General features: G+C 34.8%; 16 protein-coding genes, 1 tRNA gene and 1 other annotated feature. Of the genes, 14 read left to right on the top strand and 3 right to left on the bottom strand.

Annotated features, from left to right (window positions below; genetic code table 11):
* Nucleotides 1-3: 3 nt before the first annotated feature.
* The gene (locus tag G6534_RS08815) at nucleotides 4-657 is read right to left on the bottom strand and encodes an amino acid ABC transporter permease (RefSeq protein ID WP_059074627.1); all 654 of its coding nucleotides are present in this window, start codon (nucleotides 655-657) and stop codon (nucleotides 4-6) included.
* Between the two features lie 150 nt (nucleotides 658-807).
* Nucleotides 808-1028 (bottom strand) — a binding site (T-box leader).
* A 150-nt stretch (nucleotides 1029-1178) separates the two neighbouring features.
* On the opposite strand from G6534_RS08815, the gene G6534_RS08810 reads away from it, so the two are divergent.
* The 4 genes from G6534_RS08810 to G6534_RS08795 are packed head-to-tail and all read left to right on the top strand — an operon-like array spanning nucleotide 1179 to nucleotide 3918.
* A complete protein-coding gene (locus tag G6534_RS08810; RefSeq protein ID WP_059074626.1) occupies nucleotides 1179-1496 on the top strand; it encodes a PadR family transcriptional regulator in 318 nt (105 codons plus the stop codon).
* The gene (locus G6534_RS08805) at nucleotides 1486-2148 is read left to right on the top strand and encodes a DUF1700 domain-containing protein (protein WP_059074625.1); all 663 of its coding nucleotides are present in this window, start codon (nucleotides 1486-1488) and stop codon (nucleotides 2146-2148) included. The genes G6534_RS08810 and G6534_RS08805 overlap by 11 nt, the downstream gene beginning before the upstream one ends.
* A complete protein-coding gene (locus G6534_RS08800) occupies nucleotides 2141-3073 on the top strand; it encodes a DUF4097 family beta strand repeat-containing protein (protein WP_059074624.1) in 933 nt (310 codons plus the stop codon). The genes G6534_RS08805 and G6534_RS08800 overlap by 8 nt, the downstream gene beginning before the upstream one ends.
* 59 nt (nucleotides 3074-3132) lie before the next feature.
* Nucleotides 3133-3918 (top strand): DUF975 family protein, encoded by a 786-nt coding sequence (locus G6534_RS08795; RefSeq protein ID WP_059074623.1) that lies wholly within the window; start codon nucleotides 3133-3135, stop codon nucleotides 3916-3918.
* A 44-nt stretch (nucleotides 3919-3962) separates the two neighbouring features.
* Here G6534_RS08795 and G6534_RS08790 read toward each other — a convergent pair whose 3' ends face one another.
* Nucleotides 3963-4613 (bottom strand): metal-dependent transcriptional regulator, encoded by a 651-nt coding sequence (locus tag G6534_RS08790; protein ID WP_059074622.1) that lies wholly within the window; start codon nucleotides 4611-4613, stop codon nucleotides 3963-3965.
* Between the two features lie 128 nt (nucleotides 4614-4741).
* On the opposite strand from G6534_RS08790, the gene G6534_RS08785 reads away from it, so the two are divergent.
* The 4 genes from G6534_RS08785 (at nucleotide 4742) to G6534_RS08770 (ending at nucleotide 8602) form a co-directional block, all read left to right on the top strand.
* A complete protein-coding gene (locus G6534_RS08785) occupies nucleotides 4742-5263 on the top strand; it encodes a DUF308 domain-containing protein (RefSeq protein WP_182082599.1) in 522 nt (173 codons plus the stop codon).
* A gap of 53 nt (nucleotides 5264-5316) precedes the next feature.
* A tRNA-Thr gene (locus G6534_RS08780) sits at nucleotides 5317-5390 on the top strand.
* A gap of 182 nt (nucleotides 5391-5572) precedes the next feature.
* Nucleotides 5573-6442 (top strand): DegV family protein, encoded by an 870-nt coding sequence (locus G6534_RS08775; RefSeq protein ID WP_059074620.1) that lies wholly within the window; start codon nucleotides 5573-5575, stop codon nucleotides 6440-6442.
* Nucleotides 6443-6757: 315 nt separating this feature from the next.
* Nucleotides 6758-8602: a collagen-binding domain-containing protein gene (locus G6534_RS08770; RefSeq protein ID WP_182082598.1), complete on the top strand. Its 1845-nt coding sequence runs from the start codon at nucleotides 6758-6760 to the stop codon at nucleotides 8600-8602.
* Between the two features lie 44 nt (nucleotides 8603-8646).
* Here G6534_RS08770 and G6534_RS08765 read toward each other — a convergent pair whose 3' ends face one another.
* A complete protein-coding gene (locus G6534_RS08765) occupies nucleotides 8647-9720 on the bottom strand; it encodes an acyltransferase (protein WP_059074618.1) in 1074 nt (357 codons plus the stop codon).
* Nucleotides 9721-10166: 446 nt separating this feature from the next.
* Here G6534_RS08765 and G6534_RS08760 point away from each other — a divergent pair, with 446 nt between their 5' ends.
* From G6534_RS08760 to G6534_RS08735, 6 genes are all read left to right on the top strand, one after another.
* The gene (locus tag G6534_RS08760; RefSeq protein WP_059074617.1) at nucleotides 10167-10832 is read left to right on the top strand and encodes a CPBP family glutamic-type intramembrane protease; all 666 of its coding nucleotides are present in this window, start codon (nucleotides 10167-10169) and stop codon (nucleotides 10830-10832) included.
* Nucleotides 10833-10990: 158 nt separating this feature from the next.
* Nucleotides 10991-12121 carry a helix-turn-helix domain-containing protein gene (locus G6534_RS08755; RefSeq protein ID WP_059074616.1) on the top strand — a complete coding sequence of 377 codons (1131 nt, stop codon included), beginning with the start codon at nucleotides 10991-10993 and terminating at the stop codon, nucleotides 12119-12121.
* The gene (locus G6534_RS08750; RefSeq protein WP_059074615.1) at nucleotides 12114-12323 is read left to right on the top strand and encodes a PLDc N-terminal domain-containing protein; all 210 of its coding nucleotides are present in this window, start codon (nucleotides 12114-12116) and stop codon (nucleotides 12321-12323) included. The genes G6534_RS08755 and G6534_RS08750 overlap by 8 nt, the downstream gene beginning before the upstream one ends.
* Entirely contained in the window at nucleotides 12323-13228 is a 906-nt protein-coding gene (locus tag G6534_RS08745) for an ABC transporter ATP-binding protein (RefSeq protein ID WP_182082597.1), read from the top strand. Before G6534_RS08750 ends, G6534_RS08745 begins: the two co-directional genes overlap by 1 nt.
* Nucleotides 13225-13770 carry an ABC transporter permease gene (locus G6534_RS08740; RefSeq protein WP_059074613.1) on the top strand — a complete coding sequence of 182 codons (546 nt, stop codon included), beginning with the start codon at nucleotides 13225-13227 and terminating at the stop codon, nucleotides 13768-13770. The genes G6534_RS08745 and G6534_RS08740 overlap by 4 nt, the downstream gene beginning before the upstream one ends.
* Before the next feature lie 260 nt (nucleotides 13771-14030).
* Nucleotides 14031-14558, top strand: a complete 528-nt coding sequence (locus G6534_RS08735; protein ID WP_059074611.1) for a GNAT family N-acetyltransferase — start codon at nucleotides 14031-14033, stop codon at nucleotides 14556-14558.
* The last annotated feature ends 29 nt before the right edge of the window (nucleotides 14559-14587 follow it).

The raw sequence follows: 14587 nt of genomic DNA, 5'->3' as shown, positions 1-14587 counted from the left end.
CTCCTAACGATAATAACTGAAACGTTTTTCTAGAATTTTTAGTACCCAAGTACAAATTAGAGTTAATAGTAAGTAGATGATACCAACTAAGACTAAAGGAAGTAAGGTAACATCACGTGAACTGGCAATATTTCCGGCACGAAGCAAGTCGCCTAAACCGATTACGTAAACTAAGGACGAATCCTTAACCAAGTTGATGACTTCATTACCAATTGAAGGTAAGACGATTTTGACAACTTGAGGAATAATGATTTTACGAATCGTTTGCCAATAACTGAGTCCGAGAACTTTAGCACCCTCGAATTGTCCCTTGCTGACGGTTGAAAAACCACCACGGAAGATTTCAGCGAAGTAAGCAGTGTAGTTAAGAATGAAGGCAAACAATGCGGCATCGTATCTTTCAAAAACGATATGTGCAAATGGCATGTTAGGTAAGCCATAGAAAACAAAAATTAATTGCAGTAGTAAAGGAGTTCCCCGCATAACCCAGATGTAAAAAGAAATGATCCAACTGAGTGGTTTAAATTTGGAGCTGCGTCCTAGTGATACCAAAACTCCTAATGGCAATGAACAAACAAGTGTCCAGAAGAAAACTTTCAAAGTCATTACCGTACCACTTAGAAGTGACGGTAAAATTTCAAAAATGTAATTCATCATAATATCTCTCCCCTTTTTCAAATATAAAAAAACGCCCACTAGCATATAGCTAGAGGACGTCTTGACGTGGTTCCACCTCGAGTTCGTTAGTATCTCACGGTACTAACCTCAAGAAGTTATTGTAAAAAAATACCCTCCTAGTCAAAAGACTAAGAGGGCGAATATTCGCGGTTCCACCTCTGGTTCCCAATACCTCACGATATTAGGCTCACGAAGTTACAATAACTTCAGCTTTAACGGTGCTACCGAAATGACCTACTTGATTCAATCATTCAACTTACAGATGTGTTTCGCCAAGGACTAGATCAACTCGCACCACCGTTGATTCTCTGGACTAGTTAACTCAGTTACTCTTCTGTCGTCGTTTTTTATATTTGTTATAAATGTTGCAACTATCGTACGGCCTAAAATAAATAATGTCAAGTTTTATTTATTAAAAATTGACATATGATGTTATTTATAATATATTGTTACTGAAATGATATTATATGACGTATAGTATTGAGAAATGAGGAGATAATATGGCAATTCAAGTTTCAACTGAGATTCTTGAAGGTTCAGTTTTAGCTCTGTTAACTAAGCAAGATTACTACGGTTATGCAATTACTAGAGAAATTAGGAAGAGTTTTCCAATTTCAGAGTCAACGATGTATCCTATTCTTCGACGTTTAAAAAAGGAAGAGTGGTTGAGCACATACGATGAGGCATACGAGGGTAGAAATCGTCGCTATTATCAAATAACAGATTTAGGAAAAGAACATTTAGAACAAATCAAAGTCAACTGGCAGGAATTAAAGGCAGCCACAGATGCTATCTTGGAGGGGAAAAATGAAGAATAAAGCAATAGATTCGTACATTGATGAATTCAGAATTTATTTACATCAACTAGATGAAAAAGAACAAGATGATGTCATTGAATTTTATCGCGAATACATGATTGATGCAGATTTACAAACTTCAGATAAAATTATCAATGAATTAGGTACACCAAAGCATTTAGCTCGAAAGGTTTTGGCTGATTATTCGATTAAGATGTCTGAGGAAAATTATCAAAATATCAATAATGGTCAAATTACTAGTAATGAACGAGCTTCACGTAATTTGAAAATGATTGGTTTAGTTATTTTAGCTTTGATGGCTTCACCAGTAGCTATTATGATTGCTATCATTTTAATTCCATTACTACTTTTGTTTTTCGGTATGGTAATTTTCATGGTATTGCTATTCTTATTCCTTCTAGCAATGTCTGTAGTACTTGGCGTTGGATCCATTTTTGTTGGTTTAGCAGTGATTTTTCAGTCATTTGCGACAACTATCTTTTTTGTCGGTGTTGGATTGTTGATTTTAGGAGTAGACTTTTTCTTGATTCCTATCGTTATAGCGCTAATTAAGTGGTGCTTTAGTGTAGTGGTAGTCTTCTTCCGCTGGTTAGGTAAGAAACTTTTGTATGGTCGTAAGACACCAATGAAGGGGGAGAAAACTAATGCGTAAGTATTTTGTAACGGGTTTTTATTTATTGATTATCGGTGGAATCCTTTTGCTTGGTGGAATTCTTTTGGGAGCCAATACTTCAGTAGTGTGGGATCACGGATTTAAAGTAGCGCAAAAAGTGGATGAAACTTATCCATTGAATAATTTTAAAAATGTTTACGTCGAAGGTCAGGACGCCAATGTTAATTTCAAATTAGGTGACCGTTATAAAATCCATATCGATGGAGATAAGTCTCAAGCTCCTTCGTATAAGGTGAAAAAAGATACTTTAACTATCAATGGTAAAAAGAATAACAAGCATGTTGGAGTTAATGTTTTAGGCCACGTTAAGGTAACTATTACGATTCCAATGAATAAAACTCTTGATAATGTTAATTTACGTTTGGCTAATGGAACGGTGAACATCAATGATGTAACGATAAATAATCTAGTCAAAACGGCTAAAGATATGGATTATGATGCAAATCTTTACATTACCGATGCAACGATAAATAATTTAGAAAAAATCAACCTGTATGACGCTACATTTAATGTTGCTAATTCAAAAATTAATAATATGACCTTGGTAGCAAGTCAATATTCGGATGTGATTATGAAAAATTCTACTTTAGTTAAAACGAGTATTAATTTAAATGAATCAACGTTAAAAGTTAAACAATCTAATTTAGATACGATGAATTCTTTGGCCAATCACAGTCGTATTACGATGGATAAAGTAGTTTTTATGAATAAAAATGATTTCCGCCTCTTCAGCAATGGACACTTTACTGGTAGTGACGTTACAGCTGATGGTTTAGATTTAACTACAGCGGATGGCGTAGTCAGAGTTATGGATAAGAATTATGGTCACGAATATCAAAATAAAGTTGATGCAAGTAATTTATTGAGTGTCAAAGCAACCAAAGGCTCAATTACAATGAAGTAAATTAGTAGCTAGTAATTATCTTTGTTATAATGGCGTTATTGTAATTGTGAGGGATATAGATGAATAATAATCGAATATCTGCCTTGGAGATCAGACGTGAGGCCCACAGAGCTTTTCGCAAAGATATTAAGGGGAACATTTCTCTTAATGTCGTTCCAATTCTTTTGAGATTTTTGGCAGTGTACTTTGGAACCAAAATTTACACGACGTGGATGGCTAACTTGAATGTCAATCTAGCTGATCCATCTCAAGCAAGTCAACGACTATCAGAAATATCTGCCAGCATGGCTAACGATCCTAGTTCGGCTAATCAATTTATGTTGACACTGACTCCTGAAACGAGTGTTGTTGTCTATGCTTTTATGTTTTTCTTTATTATGGTTTGTGTCGGCGTTTCGTATACTTTGATCGATAAATTGCGTAATCCTGATTATCAAATCAATGCTTTAAAAGGTAGTTTACAAGCTTTTTCAGGCCGTTATTTCTTTCCACTATTGTTTATAACGGCGTTATTCGGACTATTCTTAGAAGCAGGATTAATGTTGTATATTATTCCTGGTATTTGGTTCTTGATGATCTTTTCACAGGCCTTTTTTATTTTTAAGGATGATGTGGCTGATCAAAATAAATGGACTTTGCGTATGGCTTTTTCCAGTTTTAGTCGTAGTTCAGTTTTAATGCGTGGATACAAGTGGGCTTATTTCTCACTTTGTCTTGAATTTTTCTTCTGGGAAATTTTAAATGCTTTAACACATGAATTATTATCGATTTGGCTACAACCATATGAACAATTAACAATGGCTATTTTCTATCAAAGGGTTTTGGAAAATAATCGTAAGAAATAAAAAATAATCCTCAATGTGATTAATTCACACTGGGGATTATTTTTTTATCGTGTTTCAACAAAAATATAATCGATGGCCTTAGCACCAATTGTTAAGTTAGAACCATCTGCTTTTTTTACAACTAATGAATTGTCGAATTTTTCATGTTTGATAACTTCGATCGTATCATCAATTTCGAGATTTAAACTACCAAAGTATTGAAGAAAGTCATAGTTATCAGATACACGGACAATTTGAACCTTAGTTCCGTCGGGAATCATACTGAGCAATTTATCATCAGCATCAGTTTCACCTTGACCGTTTCCAGGGATAATTCCACCATGTGGACAACGTTGAGGGTGATCAAGGAAATCATTCAAGTGATCAATCAAATCGTCGTCAGAAGCATGTTCTAGCGCATCAGCGTTGTGGTGAACATTGTCGACTGGGTATTTGAGACATTGATTAAGAAATACTTCCCAAAGTCTATGTGTACGAACTAGTTTTTCAGAAACTTTATTTCCCTTAGGTGTTAAGACAATTTTGTTGTATGGGGAATGTGTTAAATAGCCTTCACTTGCTAAAGCATTCAGCATTTCGGTAACAGATGGAGCGGACACATTCATGATTTCTGAAATACGTTTGTTAGTGATCTTTGTGAAGTCATAATTCAATTCATAAATGGTTTTTAAATAATTTTCTTTGTTAGGGGACAATTTTACAACCTTTCGTTTAGCCTAATAATATTCTTAGCCCTTCTATTATAGCGCATATCATTCAACTTTGATATTGCTTAATGTTAAAATAAATATGTGATTGAGAATTTGAGAAGGGGAAGATATGTATGAGTGAACCAAAACGCCATTTTGATTGGTTTGGTTTTATCATTGGCTTGATTTCTTTGTATGCGGGCTATTTAGTAATGTGGTATCCGCTAAAAAGTTTATCGACCATTGCCGGAATTTTTGGCTTTTTTATAATTTTACGAGGGGTTTACCAATTATGGTTTGGCTCTCAAATGACACGCTTCTTGGGTGTTAGAAGTGGTTGGACAATTTTTTCAGCCATTGTGAATATTATTATCGGTATTATTTTTATTGCCCACTTAAATGTAGGGGTTATCGCAATCATTTATATGTTTTCAATTTGGTTCTTGTTGGATGCGGCTTTCCAAATTTTTACCGCACGCTTTTACCATTTCTTCGGTAAAAAGTACTATTGGTTGATCGTGATTTTGGCGGGATTAAATCTCTTGTTTGCGATTATTCTATTGTTCAATCCAGTTTTGGCAGGAGACTTCATTGTTTTCCTATTAGCCTTTTTCTTCTTTGCCACAGGAGTAGCCGAAATTATTGAAGCATTTTAATTAAAAGCATTCTCTACAGTATCTAAGTTTGCTAAAATGTAGGGAGTGTTAATGCCGTCTTAGCTCAGATAGGTAGAGCATCACCATGGTAAGGTGGGGGTCGTCGGTTCAAATCCGATAGACGGCTGTATATATGGCAGTTGTACGTTTTCGTACAGCTGTTTTTTTATTCAAAAAATTAATAATAATTAATTAATATGTATATAGTTTTAAAAACTAGATTACGTAGTTTACAGAATTAAAATTAATGGTATTATTAATCGGTGACTTAAATAAAGTAAGTCATTATTTAATTTGAGGGGGTAGACTATGTATCAAATTTTAACGGATTCAGAATGCGACCTACCTTTGGCAACACTGAAGGATAGCAATGTTGATGCAATCTGCTTCCATACAAAAATTGGTGCTGAAGATATCTACAATGATTTTGGTCAAAGTTATGATATTGAAGAATTTTACCAAAAGATTCAACAGGGAATCATGCCAACTACTACACAAGTTAATATTGGTGAGTATGTGGAATTCTTTAAACCTTACGTAGAAAAGAAAACACCAATCGTCTATATTGGCTTTTCTGGTGGATTGAGCGGTTCCCTTTCTAGTGCTAAACAAGCTAAGGATATCTTATTAGAATCATTTCCAGAAGCAACAATAGAAATTGTTGATACAGCTGCTGCCAGTGGTGGTGAAGGTCTGTTAGTTTTGCAAGCAATCAGACTTCAAAAGGCCGGCAAGAATTTGCAGGAGTTAGTGGAATGGTTCAATAATAATAAATTACGGCTTCAACAATGGTTTACTGTCGATAATTTAAATTATTTATATCATGGTGGCCGAATTTCTCACACTTCAGCGACTTTGGGTACGCTTTTAAAAGTAAAACCTATCTTAGATGTTGATCCTAATGGTAAGTTACGTATGATCGAAAAAACTCGAACACGTAAAAAATCACTTTTAGATTTGGCCAACAAAGTAATTCCGGCAATTCAAAATGATATTGATCAACCAATTATCATCACAACTAGTGGCGATTACGATGCCGCTCAAGTTGTTAAAAATAAAATTCAGGAGTCGATTTCTGAAGCTGATATTCAGATTTATCCAATTGGTATGACGATTTCTAGTCATACAGGTTTTGGTTGTGTAGCAGTTTTTGCTATGGGTTCTGACAATCGACAATAATTTTTCTCCCCGTGACTATTTATGAAATAATTCAAGAAAGTTCAATTCCTAGGAATTGGGCTTTTTATTTGTCAAAAAGCAAAAAAGAAATCATACAAAAGTAAACTTTTCTATTTTTGTATAAAAGCTTAGTAATGTTGTTAAATCAATCTTTTCTTTAACACTTCTGTAATAAATAAGTTATAGGATTATAATCCGATATTAATTTGACAATATTTTGGAGTAGCGTAATAATTTTCATATGTAATATTATTACCTGATTTATTACCAATAGATAATAATTATTCTAAATTGAAGAGGGAGATTTAGTTAATTATGTTAATGAAAAAGGGAAAAGAATGGGCTTTATCTTGTGTAGCTGTAAGTGCAGCAGTTTTGATGGGAATGTCAACGACAACCCAAGCTGATGCCGCAACTACTGTCAATAATGGTTTCACTAATAGTACTTCTGTAAGCGATAACTCAACTGCATCGCAAACAGCAGATACTACAAGTGGTACTGCGACAACTCAAGGTTCAGCACAAGCAACAAGTAATACAAATAGTGCAGCAACAACACAAAGTACAACACAATCTCAAACAGCGGTTACTCAATCAGTAAATGATGATGTTCAAGATGGTGGAAGTGTTAGTGATGACTTTAGTAATGAAAATAGTAATCAATTAGGTTATGCATCAAATTTCCATATTTTTGCCAATGAAGCAACTTTGAATGCTCATACTAATGGTAATTTAGCTGTTGGTACTTTAAACGGAAACGTTAATTTTGGTACAAATATTCGTGAAGGTTATTTGAATAAAGATATTTCTTATGTTCAAAATCACAATGCTATTGCTTCAAGTTCGTTTGTCCAAGGGAATGCTGATCGTACTAATAAGGTTGTTTTCGGCGAAGGTAATGATATTGATGTTACTGATACGACTCGGACTAAGGTTGATGGAACTAACATTGATCACTTGACTAAAGATGAAACGTATCAAGATAAGAATGGTAATACATATATTGATTTTGGTTCACAGTTCTCACAATTAGAGAGTAAATCAAATACACTTTCTAATATGGAACCAACTGTATCGGTTCAAAATAGTGATTTTCCAGATCGTAACCAACGAGTTATCAACTTAGAGGATTACAACCCTAATGAAAACAATCAAATCATTATCAATTTAGATGCTGATGTTTTAAATACTGATACCCCAATTTACATTACCGGTTTATCTGCTGATAAAGGTGGAACAAGTATCATAATTAATGTTGATACAAAAGGTCAAGATCCATATGATGTTAATTCACAAGTTAAATTGACCTTTAACGATGGTGAAGGTGCTGATGCCAATCAAAAGGATCGTCCTAATCAGGAAACAGAATACTTTGATGACAACCACTTGCTATGGAACTTCTATGACAGCACAGCTAGTGATAATTTGTACACAGGAACAATCGATGTTAAACGTCCATTCCAAGGCAGTGTTTTGGCTCCAAAGGCAACTGTGATAGCTGATGCTAACCTTGATGGTAATATTGTAGCTGACAAAGTAATCGTCAACGCCGAAACTCACAGATGGGATCTTCAAGACGATAACGCTACAGAAACTGAATTCGAAAGACCTGTAACAATTCCTGGTGAACTTCCTGATGGATTACCAGATGAAGGAAAAGGTGACGAAAACGACGGTGGCAATATCGAAAACCCTGATGAAGAAGAAGAGGAAGAAGATATTGACCCTGACACTGGTGATTTGATCGAAGTTGATGGCGGTTCAGAAGGTCAAAAGCCAGATACTGATGATAATGGCGAAGAAGATAAAGACGACGAAGACGAGGATAATGAAGGTTCAGAGGAAGAAAATAATGGTTCTGATGAATCTAACGAGTCTGAAGAAGGAGAAGAAGCCGGAGAAGAAGGAACTGATGGACTATTAGATGGTGATGGCAATACTATTACAAACGGTGGTTCAGAAGGAAATTCTGAAGGATTATTACCTGGTGTTGCTGGCAGTAACATTACTGAGTCACAAGGCTCAAGTTCAGATTCAGGAACTACAGGAAAACTACCACAAACTGGTGAAACAACTGGTATTCTTGCAACAATTCTAGGCGTTATCTTGGCAGCCTTTGGTGCAATTTTGAAATTTACTAGAGTTAAAAAAGAAGATTAAATTAGATATAAATAAAGCCTCCACGATTAATTCGTGAAGGTTTTTTATTTGCGCTTTTTAGAATTACCAGTTAGCAAATAATTGATACCGGGAATCCAATTTAGAATCCAAATGATAATGATTGATAAAATTAAGACAACGATGTATCTCAAGAAAGTAGCAGTTAATCCATGAATAGCAATGTGATTCATGAACCAGGGTTCAATGAACAAGATCAATAAATTGTGGATCAAGTAAACTCCGAATACTAGTGGTGATAAGAATTCAAAAGTCTTAATTGTAATGTTGGATTTGATTTTACTGCCCCATTTTTGTAGAAGTATAAAAGCAGCTACTGACATGATAGGGATGTAGATTGAAGTGACGTAGTAGCCGTTATTGCTGTCAAAAATTTTAGGAACAGCTTCAGAAATGAAATTACCACCCAAACCAGCAATTAGGAAAATGGCAATTAAAACAAGATTATTGGCTTTTTCAACTTTTAGTTTTGTTAATAAATAACCAAGGATAAAGTATCCTGTGAATCCCCCAACTAAGAAGAAGTTAGCTACTGGTGATAGAGTCAAGATTTTTGTGTAATCTTTGGGCAACATCACAGCAAGCGATGGTAATAATGAGCAAGTAACTAACCAAATCCCCGTAACATAAATCAACATTTCATTAGAAGCGTGTTCAACAAAAGTTCTGATTACCGGAGAAAGAATATAAATTCCCACAAGTGGATACATGAACCAAAGTGTTGGAGAAGTTGGTTGATAAAGAATAGTTTTGACAACGCTCATTACATTTTTAAATGATAACGAATGTGCATAAATTCCAACAACGATAGGTGAAATTATTGACCACATGATAAAGGGAATGGCCACATGCGGGATTCTTTTTTTCCAAGTATAGCTTAAAGAAGTCGTTTTTTTACTATTGAGCAGCAGTGATCCAGAAATCATGAAGAAAACAGGAACACTGATATGGGCAAAGTAATTTAAAATTTTAGTGATCTGCCATTGTCCACTGCCAACATTCAAAGTAGTATCAATAGCAGAAACGTGGATAAAGACCACTAAGAGAATGGCAATAACACGGATAAAATCTAAATAAAAAATCCGATGATTCTTATTCATAAAAAAAAATCCCTCCAAATGCAGGTTTGGTTATTAAGATACCGTCGTCCGTAAAATTTCCGTGGGTAGCTGGAACGCTGCCGACTAGATTTCGTTTCTTTAGCTTGATAGTATTGAATTAAAGTTAATTGAAATATAGTTAAAATCCACTATCTAGTCGGGAGTGAGAGCCCTGGAAAATGCTCAGCCGTGAAATTTCACTTGGCAATTTATTGCCTAGTGAAAGGTCGATCTTGAAGACTTTGCCCGAACTTGGGCTTAGCAAAGGCTCCAAGTCGTGCCCACAGCGTTCCAGCGTTTTCCAGGGCCGAACGGACGACGGCATCTTAATTACATCTAACGCCAAACCTAAATACTCTATTAATAATAGTTGAAAACAAGAAGAAAATGAAGTATTGGCGTATGATATAATGACAAAGTAAAATTATTGATTGGAAGAAGTTATTATGCGCGTAGGAGAATCTCCAGGAACAGATTTTGTCAGATATTTAATATGGATAGCATTTTCCATCGTAACATTGATGTTGAAAAATAATGCGGCAAATAGCAAAGGATTGGACATGCCAATCATGATAGCCTTCTTTGTCGTTGGATTAATTACGCTATTTTTGATGATTAGAAAATATATTCGAGAAGAAAAATCGTTTTCCGATACAGCTGATGGTTTCGTATATTCGTTATTATCTAATGCTGGATTGGTCAGTTTGATGATAATTTTGGTTTGCTTAATGCGGATCATGGTCAGTTATTTGCAAATTTCCGGTAAATTGCCTAAGTTTGCTAATGATGATGTTTCAAGTGCCGAGCAAAGCGTTTTTGTCTTTAATATGGTTGCAAATGTTTTTGTTATAACGATTCAGCAACAACTAGTGCAAACCGGATTTTTCTTCAATTATTTCTTTAGAAAGAGTTCGGCTTACAGTGCCATTATGGGAATTCTATTGAGTGGAGTCATTGCTGGCTTAATCAGTTTACCTGGTTCTGTATTGCAATTCTTTATGATGATGGCCTTAGGTTGGTGCTATGCTTTGACATACTTGTACACTAAGGATGAAAAGATGGCTATCTTTGTAGCTATGGTTAGTGCAGCAGTAGGAACAATTATTATTTAAATATAGATGGGTCTAATGTCGTAGTTTGAAACTATGGCATTAGGCTTTTTTTATTTTTAAAAGTATCGTGAAAGTTGATAAATACCATCTAGAGTTAACTAAGTATCGCTATACTAAACATAATTAACCCAATATAATTATTACAAGAGGTGATAGAGATGAAATTGGATATGAGTAAGATTATTTTGCAAAAACGCAAAGAAAAGCAAGTCACGCAGCAACAATTAGCCGATTTCGTTGGTGTATCTAAGGCTTCAGTTTCCAAATGGGAAAAAGGGCAAACGTATCCGGATATAACATTGTTGCCTTTATTAGCAAGCTATTTTGATATCACAGTGGATCAGTTATTGAGTTACAGTAATAATTTATCCGCTGAACAAATTAGAGAAATTTATCAGTCTTTAGCCAATTCCTTTAAAGATAATTCACCTGAACAAGTTTACAAATCATTTGAAGAAATCATTCATCGCTATTATTCTTGTGCACCGTTAATTTTAGAAATGGGTCAATTCTTAGTTAACCATGGAGATTTGTTTCCTGGCGACGACAAGAAAAATAAAACCGAAAAATATTTAACCCAAGCCCAAGATCTTTTTCAACATGTTTCTGAAATATCAAATGACCCAGAGCTTTTGGCAAAGGCTAAAAACTTCTCAGCCTATTGTTCATTGATTTTGCAAAAGCCAGATGAAGTTTTACAAAAATTAGGTCAATATGTGCCCGAATATTATCCAGTAGAAAGTTTGATAGCTTGGGCCTATCAATTAAAGGGTGAGAATGACAAGGCTGTGGCGACAACGCAGAGTGCTTTATTTCAATACATTGCCGTCATGATGAGTCAGTTAACTAATTATCTACAATTAGTTGTTAATCAACCTCAGAGATTTTTAGCTACTTATCAACGTGGACAACAAATAATTGCAGCTTTTTCTGTTAAAAAATTAAATCCAACTATTGTAATCAATTTTTTGACTTCAGCAGCGTTTGGTTTTGCTCAAGTTAAGAATGATGAAATGGTCAAGCAGTGTTTGTCTGAGTATGTTGAACTCTTGAAAAATGTTAAGTTTCCACTCAAACAGCATGGAGATAAGTATTTTGATCAAATAGATGATTGGTTAAAACAGACTGATTTAGGTGATAATTTGCCTCGAAGTGAACAACAATTAAAAACTGATTTCGTGACGATGATTACTCAGAATCCAATTTTTATGTCATATCAAAATGATAAAGAGTTTAAAGAAATTTTTGATCATTTAAACAGAATAAAGGAGAATTTGGGCGATGAATAATCCAGACATTTTTTTCAATAATTTACCACTATTTATTCCACTAATAATTTTGGAATTGATTTTAGATATCGTGGCGTTGGTCCATATTTTCAAGCATCAAAAATACCGTTTTGGAAATAGGATTCTGTGGATAATTCTGGTTTTATTATTCCAACCAATTGGTGCCGTCGTTTATTTATTAGTTGGCAGGGAGAATGAATAATGTCGATTTTGGAATTACACAACGTCAAAAAAAGCTTTGGTGATAAGGAAATCATCAAAGGATTAGATTTTTCCATTCCGGAAGGTTCAATCTTTGGTTTTGTTGGTGAAAATGGTGCTGGTAAAACTACTACGATGAGAATGATTTTAGGATTGGAAACTATTGACTCAGGGTATATCGAAGTTAATGATAAAAAGGTTCGTTACGGAAATTCGCTTACTAATCAAGTGATTGGTTATTTGCCAGATGTTCCTGAATACTATGATTACATGAATCCAAGTGAATACTTAACACTCTGTGGGCGTTTGACTAACATTCCTAAAAAAGAGCTACCAAATCGTATTACGAAGCTTTTGAAAACAGTTGATTTACCAGTTAATAAGAAAAGGATTGGTGGCTTTTCTCGGGGAATGAAGCAACGTTTAGGAATTGCTCAAGCATTATTGAATCAGCCCAAATTACTAATTTGCGATGAACCAACTTCATCCCTTGATCCGATTGGTCGAAGTGAATTCTTAGCTTTGTTGGCAAGCTTACGTGGCGAAACGACGATTATCTTTTCAACGCATATTTTGAGTGATGTTGAAAGAATCAGTGACCGTGTAGGCATACTCGATGATGGGATTTTAAAAGTAAACGATACGCTCGATAATTTAAAAAACGACTATGCTAAACCACAAATAGTTTTGAACTTTGACTCAAAAAATTCAGCTCAAAAAGCCAATGTTGCATTAAATCAACAAGCGCTTCAAAACAACACGCAACTGACCATTGTTTATCATGGTTCGTATCAGAAAAGTGCTAAATCTATTTTGGAAAAGCTATTAAAGTTCGACTTAGTACCAATTTCTATGAGTAGGCAAACCACTAGTCTGGAAGATATCTTTACGGAGGTAACTCAATGAAAATTTGGATTTTTATGCGTAAAGAACTATTGGAATCATGGCGTAATTACCATTTATTGATTATTGCAGCAATCTTCATAGTCTTTGGGATTGAGGGACCATTGATGGCTAAGTTAACACCGGATATTTTAAAGATGGCTTCGACTAGTCAGATGACTATCAAAATGCCTGATCCTACTAGTGTTGAAGCGTGGCAACAGTATTTTAAAAACATGACCCAAATTGGGATTTTTATTTTAGCAGTTATTTTTAGTGGAACTATCAGTAATGAGATATCTAAAGGAACTTTGGTTAATTTGGTGACAAAAGGATTACCACGGTATGCCATAGTTATTGCCAAATATGTCGTTGCCATGTTGCAATGGTGTCTAGCAGTAATTGTTGCTTTTTTGATCAACTGGGGTTATACGGCGTATTATTTTCCAGATGATAAAAGTCCTAACATTTGGACAGGGATGTGGCCTTTATTAGTTTTTGGATTATTGTTTGTTGCAGTGGTGATTTTTGGTTCAACACTAAGCAAAAGTAATTATGTTCATTAGTTTGATGCTAGTGAATATGTTTGAAAAATTACAGAAGTATAATCCGATATCATTGGTCAGTGATAATTTGGATTTAGTCAAAGGCACAGAAAAAATATCTCATATTTATCCAGCCATTTGGATCAGTATTGTGGCGACGATAGTAGTTTTAGCTATCTCGATTATGATTTTAAATAGAAAAAAGATAGGTTGATATTGTCGCTATTCAGTCCGAAAAAATGTTATACAATGATATACAAATAATAAGTGAAGGTGACAGTATGCGGGAATGGTTGGTTCGAGAAAATATTAAATTGAAGATTGTTGATCCTAAGGATGCAGATAGTCTTTATGAGCAAATCGAAAAAACTAGGCCTCAATTAGCTAAGTTCATGCCTTGGGGCGAATCGACTAAATCTGTGGCTAGTGAACGGGCTTTCTTAGAATATTGTCAAGATCGCATGGCAGCAAAGAAATTATGGGTTGCCAGTATCTGGATCAATGGACATCCGGTTGGAATGATAGACTTACATAATATCGATCTTGATAATAAACATGCTGAAGTTGGCTATTGGCTTGGAGGAGAATTTCAAGGTAACGGCGTTATGACTGATTGCCTGAAAAAATTACTAGAAATTGGTTTTGATGAATTGAATCTGCATAAAATTAAACTTATGGCAGAAGAAGTTAATCTTGCTAGCAATGCAGTTGCTAAAAAAGTCGGTTTTCAGTTTGAAGGTACATTGAAGGATGAAATTTTTTCGGCTGGTAAATATCACGATGCATTATTGTACGGATTAGTAAAATAATTAGAAAAAAACTCCAATGAGATACCCAC

This window comes from Companilactobacillus pabuli (assembly GCF_014058425.1).
Taxonomy (GTDB): domain Bacteria; phylum Bacillota; class Bacilli; order Lactobacillales; family Lactobacillaceae; genus Companilactobacillus; species Companilactobacillus pabuli.
This window is presented reverse-complemented; position numbering and strand designations above follow the sequence as displayed.

Excerpts from the sequence above, each read along its gene's own strand:
- G6534_RS08775 (WP_059074620.1), top strand. The coding sequence starts at position 5,573 with ATGTATCAAATTTTAACGGATTCAGAATGCGACCTACCTTTGGCAACA.
- G6534_RS08785 (WP_182082599.1), top strand. The coding sequence starts at position 4,742 with ATGAGTGAACCAAAACGCCATTTTGATTGGTTTGGTTTTATCATTGGC.
- G6534_RS08765 (WP_059074618.1), bottom strand. The coding sequence starts at position 9,720 with ATGAATAAGAATCATCGGATTTTTTATTTAGATTTTATCCGTGTTATT.
- G6534_RS08755 (WP_059074616.1), top strand. The coding sequence starts at position 10,991 with ATGAAATTGGATATGAGTAAGATTATTTTGCAAAAACGCAAAGAAAAG.
- G6534_RS08770 (WP_182082598.1), top strand. The coding sequence starts at position 6,758 with ATGTTAATGAAAAAGGGAAAAGAATGGGCTTTATCTTGTGTAGCTGTA.
- G6534_RS08745 (WP_182082597.1), top strand. The coding sequence starts at position 12,323 with ATGTCGATTTTGGAATTACACAACGTCAAAAAAAGCTTTGGTGATAAG.
- G6534_RS08800 (WP_059074624.1), top strand. The coding sequence starts at position 2,141 with ATGCGTAAGTATTTTGTAACGGGTTTTTATTTATTGATTATCGGTGGA.
- G6534_RS08805 (WP_059074625.1), top strand. The coding sequence starts at position 1,486 with ATGAAGAATAAAGCAATAGATTCGTACATTGATGAATTCAGAATTTAT.
- G6534_RS08750 (WP_059074615.1), top strand. The coding sequence starts at position 12,114 with ATGAATAATCCAGACATTTTTTTCAATAATTTACCACTATTTATTCCA.
- G6534_RS08795 (WP_059074623.1), top strand. The coding sequence starts at position 3,133 with ATGAATAATAATCGAATATCTGCCTTGGAGATCAGACGTGAGGCCCAC.
- G6534_RS08815 (WP_059074627.1), bottom strand. The coding sequence starts at position 657 with ATGATGAATTACATTTTTGAAATTTTACCGTCACTTCTAAGTGGTACG.
- G6534_RS08735 (WP_059074611.1), top strand. The coding sequence starts at position 14,031 with ATGCGGGAATGGTTGGTTCGAGAAAATATTAAATTGAAGATTGTTGAT.
- G6534_RS08740 (WP_059074613.1), top strand. The coding sequence starts at position 13,225 with ATGAAAATTTGGATTTTTATGCGTAAAGAACTATTGGAATCATGGCGT.
- G6534_RS08810 (WP_059074626.1), top strand. The coding sequence starts at position 1,179 with ATGGCAATTCAAGTTTCAACTGAGATTCTTGAAGGTTCAGTTTTAGCT.
- G6534_RS08760 (WP_059074617.1), top strand. The coding sequence starts at position 10,167 with ATGCGCGTAGGAGAATCTCCAGGAACAGATTTTGTCAGATATTTAATA.